Annotated in this window: 16 protein-coding genes; all 16 read left to right on the top strand. The window is 44.6% G+C overall.

Going from position 1 to position 20,308, the window contains the following annotated elements:
* The first annotated feature begins 143 nt into the window (after positions 1-143).
* The 16 genes from glnA (at position 144) to NBH03_RS05670 (ending at position 20,282) form a co-directional block, all read left to right on the top strand.
* Positions 144-1,478 carry a type I glutamate--ammonia ligase gene (gene glnA, locus NBH03_RS05745; protein ID WP_250798063.1) on the top strand — a complete coding sequence of 445 codons (1,335 nt, stop codon included), beginning with the start codon at positions 144-146 and terminating at the stop codon, positions 1,476-1,478.
* A gap of 43 nt (positions 1,479-1,521) precedes the next feature.
* On the top strand, positions 1,522-2,079 hold the full coding sequence (locus tag NBH03_RS05740) for an ANTAR domain-containing response regulator (RefSeq protein ID WP_250798051.1): 558 nt from the start codon (positions 1,522-1,524) through the stop codon (positions 2,077-2,079).
* An 812-nt stretch (positions 2,080-2,891) separates the two neighbouring features.
* On the top strand, positions 2,892-3,455 hold the full coding sequence (locus NBH03_RS05735; protein ID WP_250798046.1) for a biotin transporter BioY: 564 nt from the start codon (positions 2,892-2,894) through the stop codon (positions 3,453-3,455).
* A 177-nt stretch (positions 3,456-3,632) separates the two neighbouring features.
* The gene (gene feoB / locus NBH03_RS05730) at positions 3,633-6,002 is read left to right on the top strand and encodes a ferrous iron transport protein B (RefSeq protein WP_250798042.1); all 2,370 of its coding nucleotides are present in this window, start codon (positions 3,633-3,635) and stop codon (positions 6,000-6,002) included.
* 174 nt (positions 6,003-6,176) lie between these two features.
* On the top strand, positions 6,177-7,940 hold the full coding sequence (locus NBH03_RS05725; protein WP_250798041.1) for an ABC-ATPase domain-containing protein: 1,764 nt from the start codon (positions 6,177-6,179) through the stop codon (positions 7,938-7,940).
* A gap of 76 nt (positions 7,941-8,016) precedes the next feature.
* Positions 8,017-8,772: a tRNA threonylcarbamoyladenosine dehydratase gene (locus NBH03_RS05720; protein WP_227081712.1), complete on the top strand. Its 756-nt coding sequence runs from the start codon at positions 8,017-8,019 to the stop codon at positions 8,770-8,772.
* 110 nt (positions 8,773-8,882) lie between these two features.
* Complete coding sequence (locus NBH03_RS05715; RefSeq protein WP_147322292.1) at positions 8,883-9,323, top strand: hypothetical protein; 441 nt, start codon at positions 8,883-8,885, stop codon at positions 9,321-9,323.
* Positions 9,320-10,306, top strand: a complete 987-nt coding sequence (locus NBH03_RS05710; protein ID WP_215689209.1) for a hypothetical protein — start codon at positions 9,320-9,322, stop codon at positions 10,304-10,306. The genes NBH03_RS05715 and NBH03_RS05710 overlap by 4 nt, the downstream gene beginning before the upstream one ends.
* Before the next feature lie 36 nt (positions 10,307-10,342).
* Positions 10,343-11,215 carry a diadenylate cyclase CdaA gene (gene cdaA, locus NBH03_RS05705; protein WP_015515307.1) on the top strand — a complete coding sequence of 291 codons (873 nt, stop codon included), beginning with the start codon at positions 10,343-10,345 and terminating at the stop codon, positions 11,213-11,215.
* Positions 11,193-12,452, top strand: coding sequence for a CdaR family protein (locus tag NBH03_RS05700; RefSeq protein WP_250798040.1), 1,260 nt, complete (start codon positions 11,193-11,195; stop codon positions 12,450-12,452). The genes cdaA and NBH03_RS05700 overlap by 23 nt, the downstream gene beginning before the upstream one ends.
* A 29-nt stretch (positions 12,453-12,481) precedes the next feature.
* The gene (locus tag NBH03_RS05695; RefSeq protein ID WP_015515309.1) at positions 12,482-12,751 is read left to right on the top strand and encodes an HPr family phosphocarrier protein; all 270 of its coding nucleotides are present in this window, start codon (positions 12,482-12,484) and stop codon (positions 12,749-12,751) included.
* A 530-nt stretch (positions 12,752-13,281) separates the two neighbouring features.
* Positions 13,282-14,958 (top strand): 2-isopropylmalate synthase, encoded by a 1,677-nt coding sequence (gene leuA / locus NBH03_RS05690; RefSeq protein WP_250798039.1) that lies wholly within the window; start codon positions 13,282-13,284, stop codon positions 14,956-14,958.
* Between the two features lie 210 nt (positions 14,959-15,168).
* The gene (locus NBH03_RS05685; RefSeq protein ID WP_250798038.1) at positions 15,169-17,343 is read left to right on the top strand and encodes an SH3 domain-containing protein; all 2,175 of its coding nucleotides are present in this window, start codon (positions 15,169-15,171) and stop codon (positions 17,341-17,343) included.
* A gap of 133 nt (positions 17,344-17,476) precedes the next feature.
* A complete protein-coding gene (locus NBH03_RS05680; protein WP_250798033.1) occupies positions 17,477-18,859 on the top strand; it encodes an exopolysaccharide biosynthesis polyprenyl glycosylphosphotransferase in 1,383 nt (460 codons plus the stop codon).
* Positions 18,856-19,605: a glycosyltransferase family 2 protein gene (locus tag NBH03_RS05675; protein WP_250798024.1), complete on the top strand. Its 750-nt coding sequence runs from the start codon at positions 18,856-18,858 to the stop codon at positions 19,603-19,605. The genes NBH03_RS05680 and NBH03_RS05675 overlap by 4 nt, the downstream gene beginning before the upstream one ends.
* A 95-nt stretch (positions 19,606-19,700) precedes the next feature.
* Complete coding sequence (locus NBH03_RS05670) at positions 19,701-20,282, top strand: RNA polymerase sigma factor (protein WP_015515312.1); 582 nt, start codon at positions 19,701-19,703, stop codon at positions 20,280-20,282.
* Positions 20,283-20,308: the final 26 nt, after the last annotated feature.

Genomic DNA, 20,308 nt, shown 5'->3' with positions numbered 1-20,308 from the left:
TGCAAGGGGGCAGTGTGTGGAGTGAGAATTCCCTGCCCTTTTGCGGTCTTTTTGTATATGCCTGACGTAAATTTTTTACAATATTGACAAAGAAAGGGCATTATTGATATAGTTGAACTATCTTAATATAAGGAGAGAGCGTAATGGCAAAATATACAAAAAAGGACATTATTCAGATGGTGGAAGATGATGATGTTGAATTTATCCGACTCCAGTTTACGGATATTTTCGGAGCATTGAAGAATGTGGCGATCACAGCCAGTCAGATTGAAAAAGTACTGGACAATGGCTGTATGTTTGACGGCTCTTCGATCGAAGGCTTTGCCAGAATCGAAGAATCCGATATGTATCTGGTACCTGACCTGAATACATTTGAGATCTTTCCGTGGCGTCCGCAGCAGGGCAAGGTGGCACGTCTGATCTGCGATGTTTACAAACCGAACGGTGAACCTTTTGAGGGCGATCCCCGTTATATTTTAAAGAAAGTGATCAAAGAGGCAGATGCGATGGGCTATACATTCAATGTCGGTCCTGAACTGGAATTCTTCCTTTTCCATACAGATGATTATGGTATGCCGACGACAGAAACCCATGAAAAAGGCGGTTATTTTGATCTTGGCCCTATTGACCTTGGTGAAAATGCAAGACGTGATATGGTGCTGACCCTTGAGGATATGGGATTTGAAATCGAGGCATCCCATCATGAAGTTGCACCGGCACAGCATGAGATTGACTTTAAGTATACAGATGCTCTTCATACAGCGGACAATATTGAAACCTTCAAGCTGGTTGTCAAATCCATTGCGAAACGCCATGGTCTTCATGCGTCCTTTATGCCGAAGCCGGTTTACGGTGTGCCTGGTTCCGGCATGCATATCAATATGTCACTGGATGACAAGGACGGCAACAATATTTTTGGTGATCCGAATGATGAGAATGGTCTCAGCAAAGAAGCCTATTATTTCCTGGCCGGTCTGTTAAAGCATGCAAAAGGTCTGATGGCATTGACGAATCCGTTGGTCAATTCCTATAAGCGACTTGTACCGGGGTATGAGGCACCGGTGCATATTGCCTGGTCTTCCATCAACAGAAGTCCGCTGATCCGTATTCCGGCAACCCGAGGAACCGGACGTCGTATTGAACTCAGAAGTCCTGATCCGGCCGGCAACCCATATCTTGTACTGGCAGCATGCCTGGCAGCGGGTTTAGAAGGCTTAAAAGAAAAGAAAATGCCGATGCCGAATGTGGATAAGAATATTTTTGAGATGACAGAAGCAGAAAAAGCAGCAGAAAGCATTGAAGAACTGCCGCTAAATCTTTTTGATGCAGTCAAAGAGCTGGAGGCCGATCAGTATATTTGTGATGTTCTGGGCAAACATGCCAGCAGCAAATACATCGAGGCAAAATACGCGGAATGGGATGAATACCGCAGACAGATCACAAACTGGGAGATTGACCAGTATCTGTACAAAATTTAATTTTTTCCCCTTCTTGATGAATCATTAATGGAGGTGGAAAAAAGTGGTTAATATTATCGTTGTCTTTTCAAGCCAGAAGGATGGCATTAATATCCGCAACCTTCTGATGAGGCACGGGCATAATGTGGTCACTGTCTGTACCAACGGAGCCGCTGTCAGTCAGGCCGTTGATCAGATGGAAGGCTCCGACGGCATTGTTGTGTCGGGCTATAAGTACCAGGATATGACTTACAGTGACCTTCTGGCGGATCTTCCGGATACATGGCAGATGATCGTTATGGCCTCTCAGGGTAATCTGAGTCATATTTTTGAGTACAACGTTATCAAAATTCCCATGCCGGTCAAAGTCTATGATCTGTTTACAACATTGCAGGCCATCGAGACAACCATTATGCGCCGACGCAAGAAGCGCAGAGAAAAGCCGAAGGAGCGTTCATCCGCTGAGAGAGCCTTGCTTGAGCATGCCAAAAGCCTTTTGATGGAGACAAAGAATATGTCAGAGATCGAAGCTCACAGGTACATACAGAAATGCAGCATGGATAACGGAACCAACATGGTAGAGACAGCACAGATGGTCATTGAGATTTATTCTCAGGCGTAAAGCGGTGTGCGAAACTTCAAGGGTATTGAATTGTTGAGATATTTAACAGTTTCGTGGCGGCAAAACACGAAGGCTGTGAATTGATTGGATCACTGTATTATTCAAATGCAGGCACGTTTGCACTGCCAGCACCTAGCAGCGGTACATAAGGCAGCAAAGGACGCTGCCTAAGGACCGGCTGGTGCTGAAGCACCTGCATCTGAATAATACAGTGATCCAATCGATAATGAGGTTTATTGAGTTTTGCCTTAATAATTCAAGGTTATACAACTGTTAAATACCTCAACATTTTCAAAGGCTGTGAGTTTCGCAAATATTATTTACGCCGTAGGGGTTATAGGGGAGTGCAGCTCGGAAGGTTATAGAAATGGATAGATAAACTCGAGTATAGGACTTTTGAGTTTGGAAATTTGTTAGAATGCGTGCAATTCAAATGGTATAGATAGATGAGATAAGTGCATGTAGAAAATGTACACGAGCCTATTGTTAACTTAAATATAAAAATGGTTGACAATAGGCTTTCTATGGTTTACAATACCAACATCAGAAATTTTTATTTGAATGAAAGAAACAAGCATTAGAAAAAGCCTTGTTATCCTGGATAGCTGTAATGAACTGACAGATTCGGATACAGGTGCTTCCAGCGCGTCCAGTACTTAGGCAGTGTCTTTTACTGCCTTATGTACTGTTGACAGCGCTGGGCAGCGAGAGCGGCCTGCTCCGAACTGCCAGTTCATTACAGTTTTGATAATTTGATGGCTTTTTCTAATGCTTGTTTCTACATTAAGAAGAGATGTAGAGGAGTTGTTACCATGGAAAATGAATTTTCAAACAGAATTTCAGTGAAGAATATTGTGTTAGCCGGCATGTTTGCCGCATTCCTGGCGGTTATGTCCCAGGTGTCCCTGCCGATGCCGACAGGTGTCCCGATTACGGTGCAGGTTTTTGCGGTTGCACTGGTGGGTGTGATCCTGGGCTGGAAGAAAGGTGTTCTGGCGGTTCTTGTGTATATTTTAATCGGTGCCGTTGGCGTTCCGGTTTTTGCTAATTTTAAAGGCGGTCTTTCTGTCCTGACAGGTCTGACAGGCGGTTACATTATTGCATGGCCGGTGATGACAATTTTATGCGGTATCCAGCCGAAGACGCAGAATACAAAGCTGAATATGACAGTGAATATTATTTTATCTCTGGTGGGTCTGGCTGTCTGTGAAGGTGTGGGCGCCCTGCAGTGGGCATTGCTTTCAGGTAATGATCTGAGAGGCATTATTATTTATTCCCTGACAGCATTTGTACCAAAAGATATCGTTTTGACGGTGCTGGCCGTGATCATCGGCAGACAGGTGAGAAAAATGGCAGCAAAGGCCGGTGAATTGTAGAAATAAAAACACGCAAAATAAGAAATCGTGAACACTTTGGTGGGCACGATTTCTTTGTGGTAAAGAACGTTTTATTTTGTTTACTATATTCTGCCTCGACAGCTATTGACAAAAATTATTAATAAGGATAGACTAACTCCGTAAGAATTGATTTTTTTTATCAATAGGAGACATAAAATGACATTAAGAGATTTACAGATGGGTGAATCTGCCGTTATCACGACAGTAGGCGGAAGAGGTGCCCTTAGGCAGCATTTTCTGGATATGGGCATGATTCCGGGGGTTCAGGTAACACTTGTGAAGTATGCGCCGATGGGAGATCCGATGGAGCTGAGGCTTCACGGATACGAACTGACACTGAGACTGGCAGATGCAGAGCAGATAGAGATTGAAGAAGTTCAGAAGGCAGGAGCCGAACATGAGGCCTCTAAGGCGGGAAAAGGTGGAAGATTGAAGGAAAGCGGGCGCTTTACGGATCATCCCGGTCTTGGTGAGGGTGGCAAATACCATGAGAAGGAGACGGAGCATCCGCTTCCGGATGGGACAACACTGACTTTTGCATTGGCGGGCAATCAGAATTGCGGTAAGACAACATTATTTAATCAGCTCACCGGTTCCAACCAGCATGTAGGTAATTTCCCGGGAGTTACTGTGGACCGTAAGAGCGGTGTGATCAGAGGACATGAGAATACACTGGTGACAGATTTGCCGGGAATTTATTCCCTGTCACCCTATACAAGTGAGGAAATTGTCTCAAGGCAGTTTATTCTTGATGAAAAGCCGACAGGTATTATTAATATTGTGGATGCAACCAACATTGAGAGAAATCTTTATCTGACCATGCAGCTGATGGAATTGGATGTACCGATGGTGCTGGCATTGAATATGATGGACGAGATGCGCGGCAATGGCGGAACCGTTGATATCAATGAGATGGAGACATTTCTTGGAATTCCGGTTGTACCGATTTCGGCAGCGAAGAATGAAGGTATTGAGGAACTTGCAAGTCATGCGCTGCATGTGGCGAAGTATCAGGAATGCCGCGGAAGGAAAGATTTCTGCGATGAGAGTGATCATGGCGGTGCGGTTCACCGCTGTCTGCATGGCATTATGCATCTGATTGAAGATCATGCCATACAGGCCGGCATCCCTGTGCGCTTTGCGGCCACAAAGCTGGTGGAGGGCGATAACGGCATCCTGGAAGCTTTGAAACTGTCGCAGAATGAGCAGGAGATGCTTGAGCATATTATCTGTCAGATGGAGGAGGAGCGCGGACTTGATCGTGCAGCGGCCATTGCGGATATGCGTTTTTCATTTATCCAGCACCTGACAGAAGCATGCGTGGTCAAACCGCATGAGAGCAAGGAACGTGAGAGAAGTCGTAAGATTGATCAGATCCTTACCGGCAAATATACAGCTATTCCATCTTTTATCGGTATTATGGCGCTGGTTTTCTGGCTGACATTCAACGTGATCGGGGCATGGCTGCAGGGACTGCTTGAACAGTTCATTGGATGGCTGACGGAACTGGCAGATGCGGGAATGACAGCATGGAATGTGAATGATGCCCTGCATTCGTTAATTATTAACGGCATTTTTAATGGCGTCGGCAGTGTGTTAAGCTTCCTGCCGATCATCGTGACATTGTTCTTCTTCCTGTCACTTCTGGAGGATACAGGTTACATGGCCAGAGTGGCTTTTGTTATGGATAAGCTGTTGAGAAAGATCGGTCTTTCGGGACGAAGTATCGTACCGATGCTGGTCGGCTTTGGGTGTTCAGTACCGGGGGTTATGGCCAGTAGAACCCTGCCATCGGAACGTGACCGTAAGATGACGATCATGCTGATTCCGTTTATGAGCTGTACCGCCAAACTGCCGATTTACGGATTTTTTACGGCGGCATTTTTCCCGGAGTACAGCGGATTGATTATGGTTGCACTTTATTTTGGCGGTATTGCAGTCGGTATTCTGGTGGCAATGATTGCGAAGAACAGTATTTTCAAAGGGGATGCGGTACCTTTTGTTATGGAGCTGCCGAATTATAGAATGCCGGGAGCCAAGAATGTTTTGCAGCTTTTGTGGGATAAGGCAAAAGATTTCCTTCAGCGAGCATTTACGGTTATATTTCTGGCAACGATTATTGTCTGGTTCCTGACAACATTCAGTCTGCATCTGAATATGGTGACAGAATCCAAAGACAGTATCCTGGCCGGTATTGCCGGTGTGATCGCACCTGTTTTTGCGCCGCTTGGATTCGGTGACTGGAGAATATCAACAGCATTGATCACCGGTTTTATTGCCAAAGAGAGCGTTGTTTCCACATTATCTATTTTGTTTGGGACAACAACTGCACTGACGTCGCTGATATCGACAAAAGCAGCGGCAGCATTGCTTGTATTCTGTTTGCTTTATACGCCGTGTATAGCTGCCATTGCATCCATACGAAGGGAGCTGGGACAGAAATGGGCCATTGGTGTGGTTATTCTGCAGTGCGCCATTGCATGGGTATGCGCATTTGCCATGTATCATTTGCTGATGTTTTTGTAACAGATGACATATTTTACTTTACAGGCTGCTTTTCGGAAAGTTCCCGGAAGGCAGCTTTTTACGTTGCTGACTCAGATGCGTACTTTGTTGAATTCCTTTCGTTCAGTGATTGACCGGGAGAATGAGTTGTAATAAAATAGTAAGAGTCAAAATGGCCGAAAGGAGATTTTTGGAATGCGAACAGCTGAAGAGCTTCGAAATGAACTGCGGGGGATGGACAGGCGGAGCTATCCGGCCTATAAGGCACTGGCAGGAACCTGGCAGTTTGAGAAATATAGATTAACCATTGATCATGTGCAGGGAGATCCGTTTGCCTCACCTTCCAGTCTGCATGTGGAGCTGTCTCACAGACAGGCCAGGATTCCGGAGCGATATTATGAGAATCCGTATGCAAAAACAGCACTCAGAGATTATATTGTCCGTGAAGCAGGGAGACAGTTTGAAAAATGCAATTTCAAGGCCAGGGGATCCGGCAAGAGCGGTCTGATGAGCATCAGCCGGTGCGGCCAGGAGGTACTGGAGCGAAGCGCCTGCGAAATTGACGGGGAAGGGATTATTCTCAGATTTCATGTGGGTTTTCCGGCTTTTGGAAGGACGATTCAGGCCAAGGAGCTGGAGAAGATATTATTTGATTTTCTGCCGGAGTGCATCGAGAATGCCATGTGCTGGCGAAGGCTTGATCATCGAGCAGTGGAACAGGCTGTCTGGCTGGCAGAGGATCAGGAAGCGCTGCGGAAGATACTTGTGGAGAGGCATTGGGTCGCTTTTGCGGCAAATGGTTCTGTTTTGCCGAGAAAGAGCGGTGTGTCAGAACTGCCGATGACAGGAAGCGTTCCGTTTACGGCACCGGATTCAATGACAGAGACGGTTGAACTGCCGCATCGCGGCAAGGTAACAGGAATGGCTGTACCTGAGGGCATTACGCTGATCGTCGGCGGCGGTTATCATGGCAAGTCTACATTTTTGGAGGCTCTGCAAAACGGTGTGTATAATCATATCGGCGGTGATGGCAGGGAATTGGTTATCACAGACAATACGGCAGTGAAGCTCAGAGCGGAAGATGGGCGTTCTGTGAGGAATGTAGATATTTCCATGTTCATCAATGATCTTCCGAATGGCAGGGATACGACCTGCTTTTCAACGATGGATGCCAGCGGTAGCACTTCTCAGGCTGCGGGAGTTGTTGAGAGCATGGAGGCGGGGACACGGCTGTTATTGATCGATGAAGATACATCGGCAACGAATTTTATGGTGCGGGATGCGCTGATGCAGCGGGTGATTTCCCGGGAGAAAGAGCCGATTACGCCATTTATCGAGCGGATGCGCGCACTTTATGAGCAGGCGGGTATATCGACAATTCTTGTTGCCGGAAGCTCAGGCGCATTCTTTTATGAAGCAGACAGAGTTATCCAGATGGATCGCTATCATGTGGTGGATATCACGGAAAAAGTCCGCAACATCTGTGGACAAAATGCCTGTGGACAGCATGTTATGGAGCAGGTGCAGACTGCAGCCTTTGAGATGCCGGTATTTGACAGAAAAAGTCCGGCAGCCGGACATAAACGGGAAGTGACGGACACGGGCAGAGAACGCGGCGGCCGGAGAGGACGGCATGGATCAGGTGCCGCAGATCGTTCGCGTACAATGAAAGTGAAGATCATGGGCAAAGAAATGCTGATGCTTGATAAGGAAAACGTTGATCTGAGATATACAGAGCAGCTGGCAGACAGTGAGCAGACAACGGCATTGGCTTATTTTATGCGTTATCTTCTGGAGAAGGCAAAGTCAGCACAGACAGTCCGGGAATCTGTCAGTGAAATAGAAACACTTTTTGAGAAAAAAGGATGGCAGGCTTTTTGCAGTGGCTATGTACCCTGCGGGCTGGCACGGCCGAGGACGCAGGAAATATATGCGGTACTTAACAGATACCGCGGTTAATGGATGGTACACGCCTGACAGGAAGGACTTTGATAAGGAATGTTGTAAATGCGTGCATTGAATTTAGGAGGAAAATATGCTGAATCAGTTTTCTAGAACAGAATTACTGCTGGGACATGACAATATGGAAAAACTGAAAAATGCCAGAGTGGCAGTTTTTGGAATAGGCGGTGTCGGCGGATTTACAGTTGAAGCCCTGGCAAGAAGCGGCGTCGGCACGCTGGATCTGATTGATGATGACAGGGTGTGCCTGACGAATATCAATCGTCAGATTATTGCAACAAGAAAAACAATCGGACAGTACAAAGTGGATGCAGCCAAAGAAAGAATTCTGGATATTAATCCGGATGCAGTGGTCAATACCTATAAGACATTTTTTATGCCGGATACGGCAGATGCTTTTGATTTTTCTGTCTATGATTATGTTGTGGATGCCATCGATACCGTCACGGGCAAGATTATGCTTGTGGAGGCTGCGCAGAAGGCCGGTACACCGATCATCAGTTCAATGGGAGCTGGCAATAAACTGGATCCGACAGCTTTTGAAGTGGCGGATATTTATAAGACATCGGTATGCCCTCTGGCAAAGGTTATGCGCCGGGAGCTGAAGAAAAGGGGCATCCGCAAGCTGAAAGTTGTTTATTCGAAAGAAAAGGCATTAACACCGATTGATGATACGGCCAACAGCTGCAGGTCACATTGTATCTGTCCGCCGGGAAGTGCAAGAACCTGTACACAGAGACGTCAGATTCCGGGAAGTACAGCCTTTGTCCCGTCTGTGGTGGGCCTGATCATTGCCGGAGAGGTTATTAAGGATTTGACGGTACATTAAGACGGCTGTATCGCATATTACTTTTTTTCTCTAAATTATGGCATATAAGGTATAAATGTGGTATACTCAATATACCTTTTGGGTTATCCCGGCGGGAAGAAACGCCCGGATTGAATAATAGAGGAAAGGATAAGTTTATGCTGAATGAAGAGAAAATCCGCTGGATGACCAGAGCTTCTATTTATGAGAAGCGTCAGGGACATACGGATCTTGAACGAAATGAATATTTTCTTGGTGATTATGTCAGACTCCATCTGATGAAGAACATGATTGGTGTGACGGTTGCCTATATTCTGATGGTAGGACTCTATGCGGTTTGCAAGATTGAGGATATATTCGCATTAGCAGCGAATATGCAGTTGATGGTGTTCCTGAAGGAAGTACTGCTTGTTTACCTGATTCTTGCGCTTATTTATACGGGTATTGGTATTATTTATTATGCATGGCAGTATCAGTCAAGCCATAAACAGTTAAAGAAGTATTATCGCATACTGCGCCATATTGACCAGTGCGGTGAGAAGAACAGCCGATCACAGGAGGATAAGAGATGACGGAGATTTTTGTGATGAGGGACAGAATCAATCGCTTTGTGAAAGAATACGAGACATGGTTCCTGATCATTGCCAAGTTTATAGGAATGATGTTTGTTTTCAGTTGTGTCAATTCACAGCTTGGATATTTTGAAGTTTTGAACAATCCGATGGTCAATATATTGCTGGCATTGATCTGCTCGATTATTCCGGGCAGTTTTTCGGTATTTATCGTGGCAGCAGTTATTGCAGCACATATGGTGAAGCTGTCCGTTTTGCTTGCTGTTCTGACAGTTGTGGTTATGCTCATCGTGTATCTGATGTTTTTGAAGTTTGCACCGGGACAGAGTGTTGTGTTGCTGGCGGTGCCGGTACTGATGCAGTACAATCTTCATTATATGATCCCGATCCTGGCAGGTATGTATTTTTCACCTTATGCGGTTGTTCCGGCAGTGATCGGTCTGTTTATGGTGAAGTTTCTGGGATATGCATGTGCGGCTGTATCCATGACAGGTACAGGCATGTCCATCAACCTTGAAGGTGCGACAGAAGCCATCAGCACGATTTTCGGTCAGTTAGCCGATGACAAGTCTATCTGGGCTTATGCCATTGCGGCAGCAGTGACGATGACGGTTGTTTATCTGATCAGTCAGTTATCCTTTGATTATGCCTGGTATGCAGCGATTGTGGCCGGTGCAGCAGCAGAGATCATTGTTACGTTTTTCTGTGCAGCGGCATTTGGAACAGAGCTGAATATAATCATGACGAACGTGGGTATCATCATTGGTACTTTACTGGCAGTATTTTTGCAGTTTATGAAATGTGCTGTAGATTATTCCAGAAAAGAATATATACAATTTGAAGATGACGATTATTATTATTATGTAAAGGCTGTTCCGAAGATTTTCATATCGGAACCGGAGAAGAATGTTGTGAAGATGAATTCCAGGAAGAAGGCGTTTGCATCCAAAGAGGTGCAGGCATCGAAGGATCATGAGGAATAGTTAACGGGAATCAGTGAAAGACAGGGGGGATATGAAATGAATAACTGGATGAAATCATTGACGAATATTGGATTGCCGCAGTCGTTTCATATTACCTATATTGTTGAAATTCTTATCCTCACAGTTATTATTTATGAACTGTTGATATGGGTCAAGAACACCAGAGCCTGGACACTTCTGAAGGGCATTGTTGTCGTGACGGTTTTTGCCCTGGGTTCCTATTTCTTTCATCTGACAACACTGACATGGATTATGTCGAAGACCGCAGGTGTGCTTGTGACGGTTGTTGTGATTGTTTTTCAGCCTGAGCTCAGACGTGCATTGGAACAGCTGGGAAGAAAGAATATTATCTTCTCTATTTTCGGTCCGGCAACGGTGCGTGCAGAGGAGGACAGGAGAAGTCTGGACAAGATCAATTCCGAAATTGTACGTGCCGTATATGAGATGGGCAAGGTCAAAACCGGTGCGCTGATCGTTATGGAGAAGCAGGTGATTCTCAATGAATATGAGCGTACGGGTATTCCCATTGATGCACAGATATCCAGTCAGCTGCTGATGAATATTTTTGAACATAATACACCGCTCCATGATGGTGCGGTATTTATAAGGAACCAGCGAATTGTAGCGGCGACCTGTTATCTGCCGCTGAGTGACAATATGGAACTTAGTAAGGAGTTGGGAACAAGACATCGTGCCGGCGTTGGCATCAGTGAAGTCTCCGATAGTCTGACGATTATTGTTTCGGAAGAAACCGGTGCTGTTTCAATTGCGGAAGGCGGATTGCTGAAGCGGGATGTTGGACAGGATGAATTGAAGAAGAAACTTTCAGAGATTACACAGGGAATAGAAGAAGGCAAACGTAAAAAGCTGATGGGAAGGATTAAGAATGAGAGAAAGACTGACGCATAATTTTGGTTTGAAACTTCTGTCATTGGCTCTTGCAATTCTGGTATGGATTGTCGTTTTAAGCATTGAAGATCCGGTGTATACCCGTGAATTTTCAGATATCAGCGTGACGGAAGTGAATGGAGATCAGATCACTGAAGCAGGTAAGGCCTACAGCTATGTAGGCGGCAATACAGTCAGTGTCAAGGTCAAGGGAAAGACCTCGGTGGTCAATCGATTGTCGAAGGATGATCTTCTGGCAGTGGCAGATCTTTCCACACTGTCGATTACAGGTGCGGTCATGGTGGATGTCTCATGTCCGAAATATCCGAGTCTTGAGATCACACCAATTGGAAGCAGCACAGCACTCAAGGTTGAAATAGAAGATCTGGTTGAGAAGTCGTTAAATGTCAAAGTGAATACGAATGGCAAGGTTTCTGAGGGCTATTATATCGGTCAGGGTGTGGCAACACCGAATATGGTTACAGTATCCGGTCCTGAGTCGGTGGTCAATAAGATTAACGAGGCCAGTGTCAATGTCAGCATAGGCAGCGGTAATACAACGGATGTGACGACGAATACGACGCTGAAACTGCTGGATCAGAGCGGGGATGAGGTATCGAGTTCTACATTGAATATTTCACAGACCGATATCAGCGTCACTGTGCCTATCTATGAAACGAAGACGGTGCCGGTGGACTTTGGTGTAACGGGACAGGTGGCGCATGGATACAGGATGGTTTCGGCAGCCTATGAACCGAAAGAGGTGACTGTTGCCGGAAGAAAGGAAGATCTGGACAAGATCAGTCAGGTAACACTGAAGGATTATGATATTTCAGGCAAGAACAGCAAGGTGGAAGATTCCATATCGATTGTACAGAATCTTGCCGAGCAGCTTCCGGATGGTGTTGTATTTACGGATAAGGAAGCAACAGTTGCATTGGTTGTGGATATTCAGCAGATTACAGAGACATCCTTTGAACTGCCGCTGAGCAAGATATCGCTGAAGGGCAGTAATACAGCCTATACTTATCAAAAGAGCGGGCCAGGTTCTTCTGATAAGGCAGTAACATTGAAAGTTAAAGGAATATCCAGTGAGATTAACAGTCTGACAACAGATAATCTGACAGCGCTGATCGATGTGAGCAATTATGGTGAGGGAGAATATGACCTGCCGCTGACGGTTATCTTTGATGATAATTTGGAACTGGCCGCAGATGCATATGTACATGTGGTGATTTCTAAGACCAGTGATGAATAGAAAATAGGATATTGAGGGAGGCACTGAAGATGGTAAGTGTAGAACTGCAGCTTCAAAACCCGTCGGGACTTCATCTGAGACCTGCAGGTATTCTGTGTAAAGCCGCAACAAAATTTCAATCGCATATTACAATAACGACAGCAGACGGAACAGAGGCCAATGCCAAAAGCGTACTGAGTGTTCTGTCAGCCTGTGTCAAATCAGGGGATAGGATAACGCTGTCTTGTGACGGTAACGATGAAAACGCAGCCCTGAAAGAACTGGAACTGGTTATCAGAGAACGACTCGAAGAATTATAAATCCGTAAGCGGAAAGCTCATACGCATCGGTGCGGAAATAAAAATGATCGGGTCATCTATCATTTGAATAAAAATACATATTGTATTGAGCAAATAGTACTTGGATAGGAGAGGCCGAATAAAATGTTCAGTCACAGGTGCTTCAGCACTTATCGAAACGGAGCGGAGATTTAGTAGCGGAAGCGGCCAGTGATAAACATTTTATTCGGCCTTTCCTTGTGAATATCCGGGCGGCACACCGCATTTTTATACACAGAATATTGACAGATGCACTTTTTTTTGCTAAAGTAATGTTTAGACGAAGTTCGTCTGGAAATAGATTGAAAAGGAATGAAAGACATGGGGTTAGTATTTTAAGTCCGACATTGTTTAAGTTAATTGTATATGGAGTGGTCCTTCGACTCCGTCACTCATAGATCGTAAGATAACTAACGGAGATGCAGCAGAAAGGTCCGCAGATAGTTAAAGCTGATGGAATTCCTTGGCTTTATTTTCATGCGCAAATACAGTGATTAACGGAGGAATATAAAATGTTAAATTATAAGAGATATAAGAGAGTACCTGTAGTTCATTATCCGGAGAGACAGTGGCCGGACAAAGAGATCCAGAAGGCACCGATCTGGTGCAGTGTCGATCTGCGAGACGGCAATCAGGCACTGATCGAGCCAATGGTTGTTGAAGAGAAGATTGAATTTTTCAATTTGCTTGTGAAACTGGGATTCAAGGAAATCGAAGTCGGTTTCCCGGCAGCTTCTCAGATTGAATATGATTTTCTGAGAACACTGGTTGAGAGAAATCTGATTCCTGATGATGTCAAGGTTCAGGTTCTGATCCAGTGCAGAGAGCATCTGATCAAGAGAACATTTGAGGCTATTCAGGGATGCAAGAATGTCATTATCCATATTTACAATTCCACATCCACCTTGCAGAGAGATGTGGTCTTTAATATGGGTCGTGAAGAGATCAAGCAGATTGCAGTTGATGGTACGAAGATGGTGAAGAAGTATATGGAAGGCTTTGACGGCAATATCCAGCTTCAGTATTCACCGGAGAGCTTTACAGGTACAGAGCTTGATTTTGCGCTGGATATCTGTGAGGCAGTCAAGGAAGTATGGCAGCCGACTGTGGAGAATCCGATCATCTTCAATCTGCCTGCAACGGTTGAGATGACAACACCGAATGTCTATGCAGACCAGATTGAATGGATGTCCAGACATTTTACAGAGCGTGACAAGATTGTGCTGAGTATTCATCCGCATAACGACAGAGGCTGCGGTGTGGCTGCTTCTGAACTGGCATTGCTGGCTGGTGCAGACAGAATTGAAGGTACATTATTTGGAAACGGTGAACGTACAGGTAATGTCGATATTCTGAACATTGCTTACAATATGTTTTCACAGGGCATTAATCCGAAACTGGATATTGAGAATGTCAATGAGATTATAGATGTATATGAGAGATGTACCAAGATGGATATTGATCCGCGTCATCCATATGCAGGCAAGCTGGTCTTCACAGCATTCTCAGGTTCTCATCAGGATGCCATCAACAAGGGACTTCATGCGATGGAACAGAGAAATTCCGAGTATTGGGAAGTTCCATATCTGCCGATCGACCCGGCAGATCTTGGAAGAGAGTACGAACCGATCGTTCGTATTAACAGTCAGTCCGGAAAGGGCGGCGTAGCCTTTGTTATGGATCATTACTATGGTTTCAAACTCCCGAAGGTGATGCACAAAGAGCTGGCTGATGAGATTCAGTTACTTTCTGAGCGTCAGGGTGAAGTATCACCGTCACAGATCATGGACAAGTTCAGAGAGATGTATATCAATGCAAAATATCCGTTGCATTTCAAGAAGATGCGCGCAGAAGATATTTCCGAGACAACAGAAGGCTACGATACAAAGGTTGTTCTGACTTATACATTCAAGGATGAGTTAAAGACCATCGAAGGCTTCGGCAATGGGCCAATTGATGCAGTTAAGCATGCACTGTGCAACCAGGGTGGTTTCAATACCAAACTGACAATGTACGAGGAGCATGCATTGACAACCGGTTCTGATTCTCAGGCTGCATCCTATATTGAACTGATGAATTCAGAAACAGGCGAGAAAGCTTTCGGTGTTGGTATCAGTTCCAACATCACACGTTCCTCTGTAAGAGCGATTTTCAGCGCGATGAACAGACTGTTCTTCAGAAAGAAATAAAGCATTGCAGTCATGAAGGCTGCCGTCATATAACAGGTGACGGCAGCCTTTTTATACGGTTATTTTGTAACAAAAAATTAAATTTTTGTTACAAAATAACTTTAAAAATGTTAAAGGGTGTGATAGAATAGTACCAGTTGGTGTGATACAAATTGAAATAAAACGATATGTATCGATGAAAATACATAACGGAGAAGGACGGAAAGGCAAGTGAGTATAAAACGTATGAAGAAGAAGCTATTAGCAATGTTGATGATTATGTTGATGTGTATCCCATTATCAGGAACTGTCACTGCGAATGCAGCCAGTTCTGATTATCGGTCCTGGGCACAGTGGGATTCGGAATGGGGAAGCATTCATTTAGGCAAGAGCCAGTATACCATGAAGTCATCAGGATGTCTGGTTACAGCTATTGCAATGTTGATTTGTCATACAGGCAGTGCAGATGCATCCTCCTTTAATCCGGGAACATTGGTTACCTACTTGAATAACAACGGCGGTTTTACATCAGATGGTTCTTTGTATTGGGGCAAGGTATGCGGCGCAGCAGACAACTTTACGCTGTATAACAGCCGAGTGAGCCTGGCGAATATGACAAAGGCACAGAAGATCGCCAAGATGGCGGAGTATGTCAATAACGGCTACGGTGTTATTGTTTCTGTCAGAAACGGCGGACACTGGGTAGCTGTTGACAGAATTGAAGGCAGCACAGTCTATATGCTGGATCCGGGTGACCGTAATACAGATCTTTTTGCAACATACAGTGAATCCGGTGTGGATCGTCTGGCTATCTATAAAGGCAAGAATGCAGGCGGTACAGTTTCTGGGCATCCGGGCAATACAGACAATACAACGACGCCTGACAAAGTGATCGGAACAGGCACTGTGAATTGTTCCAGCTTATATGTCCGAAGCGGAGCTGGCACGAATAACAGCATTATTACAGCCATCAGCAAGAATACCAGTGTAGATATCCTTGGCAAAGCTAATGACAGCAAGGGAAGGAAATGGTATCAAGTGAAGGTAGGCGGCAGAACAGGTTATGTCTGTGCCGATTACATTACAGTCAAGAATTCCGGTTCTAATAACAATAATAATACAGAAACTGCATCAGGCAGCGGCGTTGTGAACTGTTCAGCACTGAATGTTCGAAGCAGCGCGGGTACAGGAAGCCGTGTGATGACAACCATATCCAGAAACCAGGCGGTTACAATTACCGGAACAGCTAAAGACAGCAGCGGCAGTAAGTGGTATGCGGTGTCATTCACGAAGAGCGGTAAGAGCTATAAGGGTTATGTTTTTGCACAGTATATTACATTAAAGAGTGATAACAGCAGCAATGGCAATAATAACAATAATAGTAATTCTGATAACAGCACATCGGCAACATCTATCCCGGCAGTTGTTAACTGCGGTGCATTGAATATGCGTTCAGGTGCCGGCACGAATTATTCAGTCGTGACAACACTGACAAAGAATACAGCCGTAACGATTACCGGAGAAGCAAAGGACAGCAGCGGTACATTGTGGTATAAGATTACTGCAGGCAGTAAGACTGGCTATGTGCATTCTTCTTATCTGACGAAGAAGAACGCAGGTGGCAACAGCAGCAATAACAACAACTCAGATACTTCAACAGATGTATCCGGACAGACAATGAAGGTTGCGTATGATGTGGTCAATGTTCGAAGTGGAGCCGGTACATCTAAGGGCGTTGTGACGGTTGTCTACCAGAATGAGAAGGTAACTGTCGTAGGTCAGGATAAGGATAGCAGTGGCAATATCTGGTATAAGATTAAGACAGCATCCGGCAAGAACGGTTATATCCGCTCTGACCTTCTAAAGGCTGATAACTCAAACAGCAGCGATACAAAGAGTGACAGCAATAATTCAAATTCAGGAACAGAATCAGATCTGAATGGACAGAAGATGCAGGTAAAATATGACGGTGTCAATATGCGAAGCGGAGCCGGTACATCCAAGGGTGTTATTGAAGTCATTTATCTTGAGGATACATTGACGGTTGTAGGTCAGGATAAGGACAGTAGCGGAAATATCTGGTATAAGGTCAAGGCAAAGTCCGGCAATACCGGTTATATCCGTTCTGATATGCTGAAGCAGTCCTCCTCATCAGGCAGCACAGCATCATCCGATCAGACATCGGACAGTACACCGACAAGCGGTCGTGTTGTTGATGGATGGCTGAATGTTCGAAGCGGAGCCGGTACATCCAACAAAGTACTGGTTGTTATTTCCGAAGGAACCAAAGTGACGATCAGTGAATCTGTTAAGGACGGCAGCGGAAGTCTCTGGTATCATATTACAGTGAACTATGGCGGTGTGAATTATGACGGCTATGTTTCATCTCAGTATATCAGCAAGTAATCGGCTGATCTAACAACGAAATACATAATTTGGCAAAACCTGTGGTAAATCGTGTTTTTACCACAGGTTTTGATTGTTATTTTTGAAAAATCAGATTATAATGAAATATATTGTAGTCTAAGGAGAAAAGATTGTGGAAAATAGAGAACAATATAAACGCTTAATTATGTTTTTTGCTTCTGCACTGATTCTGCTTGTTCAAGTGGTGATATTCTACTATATTTGGCATCGCTACTATAACTACAGATCAGTTATCGGAGCATTATACTGGCGCCGAGGCAACTGGGCATTGATGGGAGTGTATGCTTTTATCAATTTCTTCTTTTCAAAAATTTTTGGTGCCTATAAGGTTGGTTATCTGAAAGTCTCAGATGTTATTGCGTCCCAGATCCTTGCCGTTTTATGCTGCAATGGCGTGACTTATATGCAGCTGGCGCTGATTGGCCGTTGGCGTTTTTCGGCTTATCTGGAACCTATCATGCAGATGACCCTTTATGATGTTGTCGCTGTTATTGCATGGGTGATCTTCATGCGATGGATTTATGCGAAGATTTATCCGCCGAGACAGATGCTGCTTGTTTATGGTGATATCAATCCAAAGGCACTGATCCAGAAGATGACATCCAGAACGGACAAGTACAGTATTGTTGATATGATTAATATTTCAGAGGGTTATGATGCAGTCATAGAACGGATCAGCCATTATGAAGCAATTGTGATCGGTGATATTCCGTCTGTTTATCGCAATAAATTTTTGAAATATTGTTATGCCAACTCTATTCGCTGCTACAGTATTCCGAAGATTTCGGATATTATGATCAAGAGTTCAACAACCATCAATCTCTTCGATACAGAATTGATGCTGTTCAGGAATCACGGCCTGACAGCAGAGCAGAGACTGCTCAAGAGAGCATCGGATATTGTTTTTTCATGTATCATATTGGTTGTTTTTTCACCGATATTGCTTCTGGTGGCCGTATTGATCAAGCTTTATGATGGCGGGCCGGTTTTTTACAAACAGGAAAGGTTGACATATAATCATAAGGTTTTTATGATCTACAAATTCAGAAGCATGCGTGTGGATTCTGAGAAAACCGGTGCACAGCTGGCGAAGAAGAATGACGACCGTATTACCCCTGTTGGGCATGTGATCCGGTCTCTGCATATCGATGAGCTGCCACAGCTCTTCAATATTCTAAAAGGGGATATGGCATTTGTCGGTCCGCGTCCGGAGCGCCCTGAGATTGCAGAACTGTATAAGAAGAGTATTCCGGAGTTTGATTTCCGTCTGAAGATGAAAGCAGGACTGACGGGTTATGCACAGGTTTTCGGCAAATACAGTACAACACCTTATGATAAGCTGAAACTGGATCTGACTTACATCGAGAACTATACTTTCGCACTGGATTTGATGATCATTATTCAGACAGTGAAGATTCTTTTCCAGAAAGAGAACTCAGAGGGGCTTGATACCGGTCAGAAGACAGCATTGCGTACGGAGGACAAGAAGAATTGAAGCATGTAGAGGTATCTGTTATTATTCCTGTGCATAATGGTGCGGATTATATTGCACAGGCGATTGATTCAGCTTTAATACAGGATATACCGTTGGAGATTATCATTGTCGATGATGGTTCAACAGATTGTCTGGCAGAGGCTTTGTCGCCATACATGGAGCGGTCGGAGATAACGGTGCTGCATAACAGGCACAATATAGGCGTTGCAGAGAGCCGCAATCGGGGTGTAAGGCAGGCCAGAGGTGAATATATCGCTTTTTTGGATTGCGATGATTGGTGGGAGCCTGGAAAGCTGAAAATGCAGCTGACATTACTCAGAAAGACTGGTTATGTTTTGTGTGCATCAGGAAGACGGCTGGTCACACCGGATGGAAGACCGACGGAGAGAATCATCGGTGTGAAAGAAAAGCTTACATATAGGGATCTGCTGTTCCAGAATCCTGTCAATTGTTCCTCTGTTGTGATCAAACGTGATGCAGCCACTGCATTTCCGATGGTACATGATGAATGCCATGAAGATTATATTATGTGGCTTCAGATTTTGAGACATTATCATACGGCCTGTGCCGTGAATCAGCCTTTATTGAACTACCGGCTGAGCAAGACAGGCAAATCAGGCAATAAGCTTCATTCAGCGAAGATGACGTTTAAGGTATATCGACACATGGGTTTCAGTATGCCAAAAGCATTGTTTTGCTTCGCGGGATATATGTTCAACGGTATCAAAAAATATTACTTTCATTAAAAAATTATTTTTTTTCGGTTTTTCTGTCACAATTCGTTGAAAAAGAAGGTTTATATATTATAAGAGTTTGAGGAGAGCTTGTGGGAGGCGGTAGTATGGCAATGAATTTGACGGATTCGGGATCGAATATGCATTCAGAGGAGCAGCAAAACCCTGAACAGGTGGCAAAATTCAACATAACCTTCAGGCTGTATGCATCAACGATGAAGCGGAAGGCCTATGCTATTTTGAGAGATGAAGGATGGGCAGAAGATGCTGTTCAGTGGACATTTATGAAGCTGTTGCAACATTTGAACCAGATTGGTGATCCGTACAGTATTAAAGCGAGATGTTATATTAATACAATTCTCGTCAATAACTGCTTCACTCTGCTCAAGAAGAACAACCGATATTATTTCATGGAAGATTATACCTATCAGAATGATTACAGACACAGCATGATCAGGGCGGATGAGTCATTAGACAATCTCATTTACCGGGAATTGCTGGCGGATGTACAGCAGATTCCGGAGATGTATTCGAATTTGATCATACTGAATGGGCTTTATGGGTATTCACCGCAGCAGATCAGTGAATTGCTGGACCTGAAGCCGGCAACGGTCAGAAAGCGAATGCAGCGAGGCAGGGAAATGCTCCAGAGAAAGATAGAAGAAAAGCAAAAGAAGAATAAGAAATGAATAAAAGGCGTTTCCGCGAAGGAAGC

The organism is Coprococcus intestinalis (genome assembly GCF_023656595.1).
GTDB lineage: Bacteria > Bacillota > Clostridia > Lachnospirales > Lachnospiraceae > Coprococcus_A > Coprococcus_A intestinihominis.
The sequence above is the reverse complement of the archived record's forward strand: the minus strand, read 5'-3'. Positions and strand labels throughout refer to the sequence as shown.

Coding starts and splice junctions, on each gene's coding strand:
- NBH03_RS05700 (WP_250798040.1), top strand. CDS start 11,193: ATGAGAGAAAGACTGACGCATAATTTTGGTTTGAAACTTCTGTCATTG.
- cdaA (WP_015515307.1), top strand. CDS start 10,343: ATGAATAACTGGATGAAATCATTGACGAATATTGGATTGCCGCAGTCG.
- NBH03_RS05670 (WP_015515312.1), top strand. CDS start 19,701: ATGGCAATGAATTTGACGGATTCGGGATCGAATATGCATTCAGAGGAG.
- NBH03_RS05720 (WP_227081712.1), top strand. CDS start 8,017: ATGCTGAATCAGTTTTCTAGAACAGAATTACTGCTGGGACATGACAAT.
- feoB (WP_250798042.1), top strand. CDS start 3,633: ATGACATTAAGAGATTTACAGATGGGTGAATCTGCCGTTATCACGACA.
- NBH03_RS05695 (WP_015515309.1), top strand. CDS start 12,482: ATGGTAAGTGTAGAACTGCAGCTTCAAAACCCGTCGGGACTTCATCTG.
- NBH03_RS05735 (WP_250798046.1), top strand. CDS start 2,892: ATGGAAAATGAATTTTCAAACAGAATTTCAGTGAAGAATATTGTGTTA.
- NBH03_RS05725 (WP_250798041.1), top strand. CDS start 6,177: ATGCGAACAGCTGAAGAGCTTCGAAATGAACTGCGGGGGATGGACAGG.
- glnA (WP_250798063.1), top strand. CDS start 144: ATGGCAAAATATACAAAAAAGGACATTATTCAGATGGTGGAAGATGAT.
- leuA (WP_250798039.1), top strand. CDS start 13,282: ATGTTAAATTATAAGAGATATAAGAGAGTACCTGTAGTTCATTATCCG.
- NBH03_RS05710 (WP_215689209.1), top strand. CDS start 9,320: ATGACGGAGATTTTTGTGATGAGGGACAGAATCAATCGCTTTGTGAAA.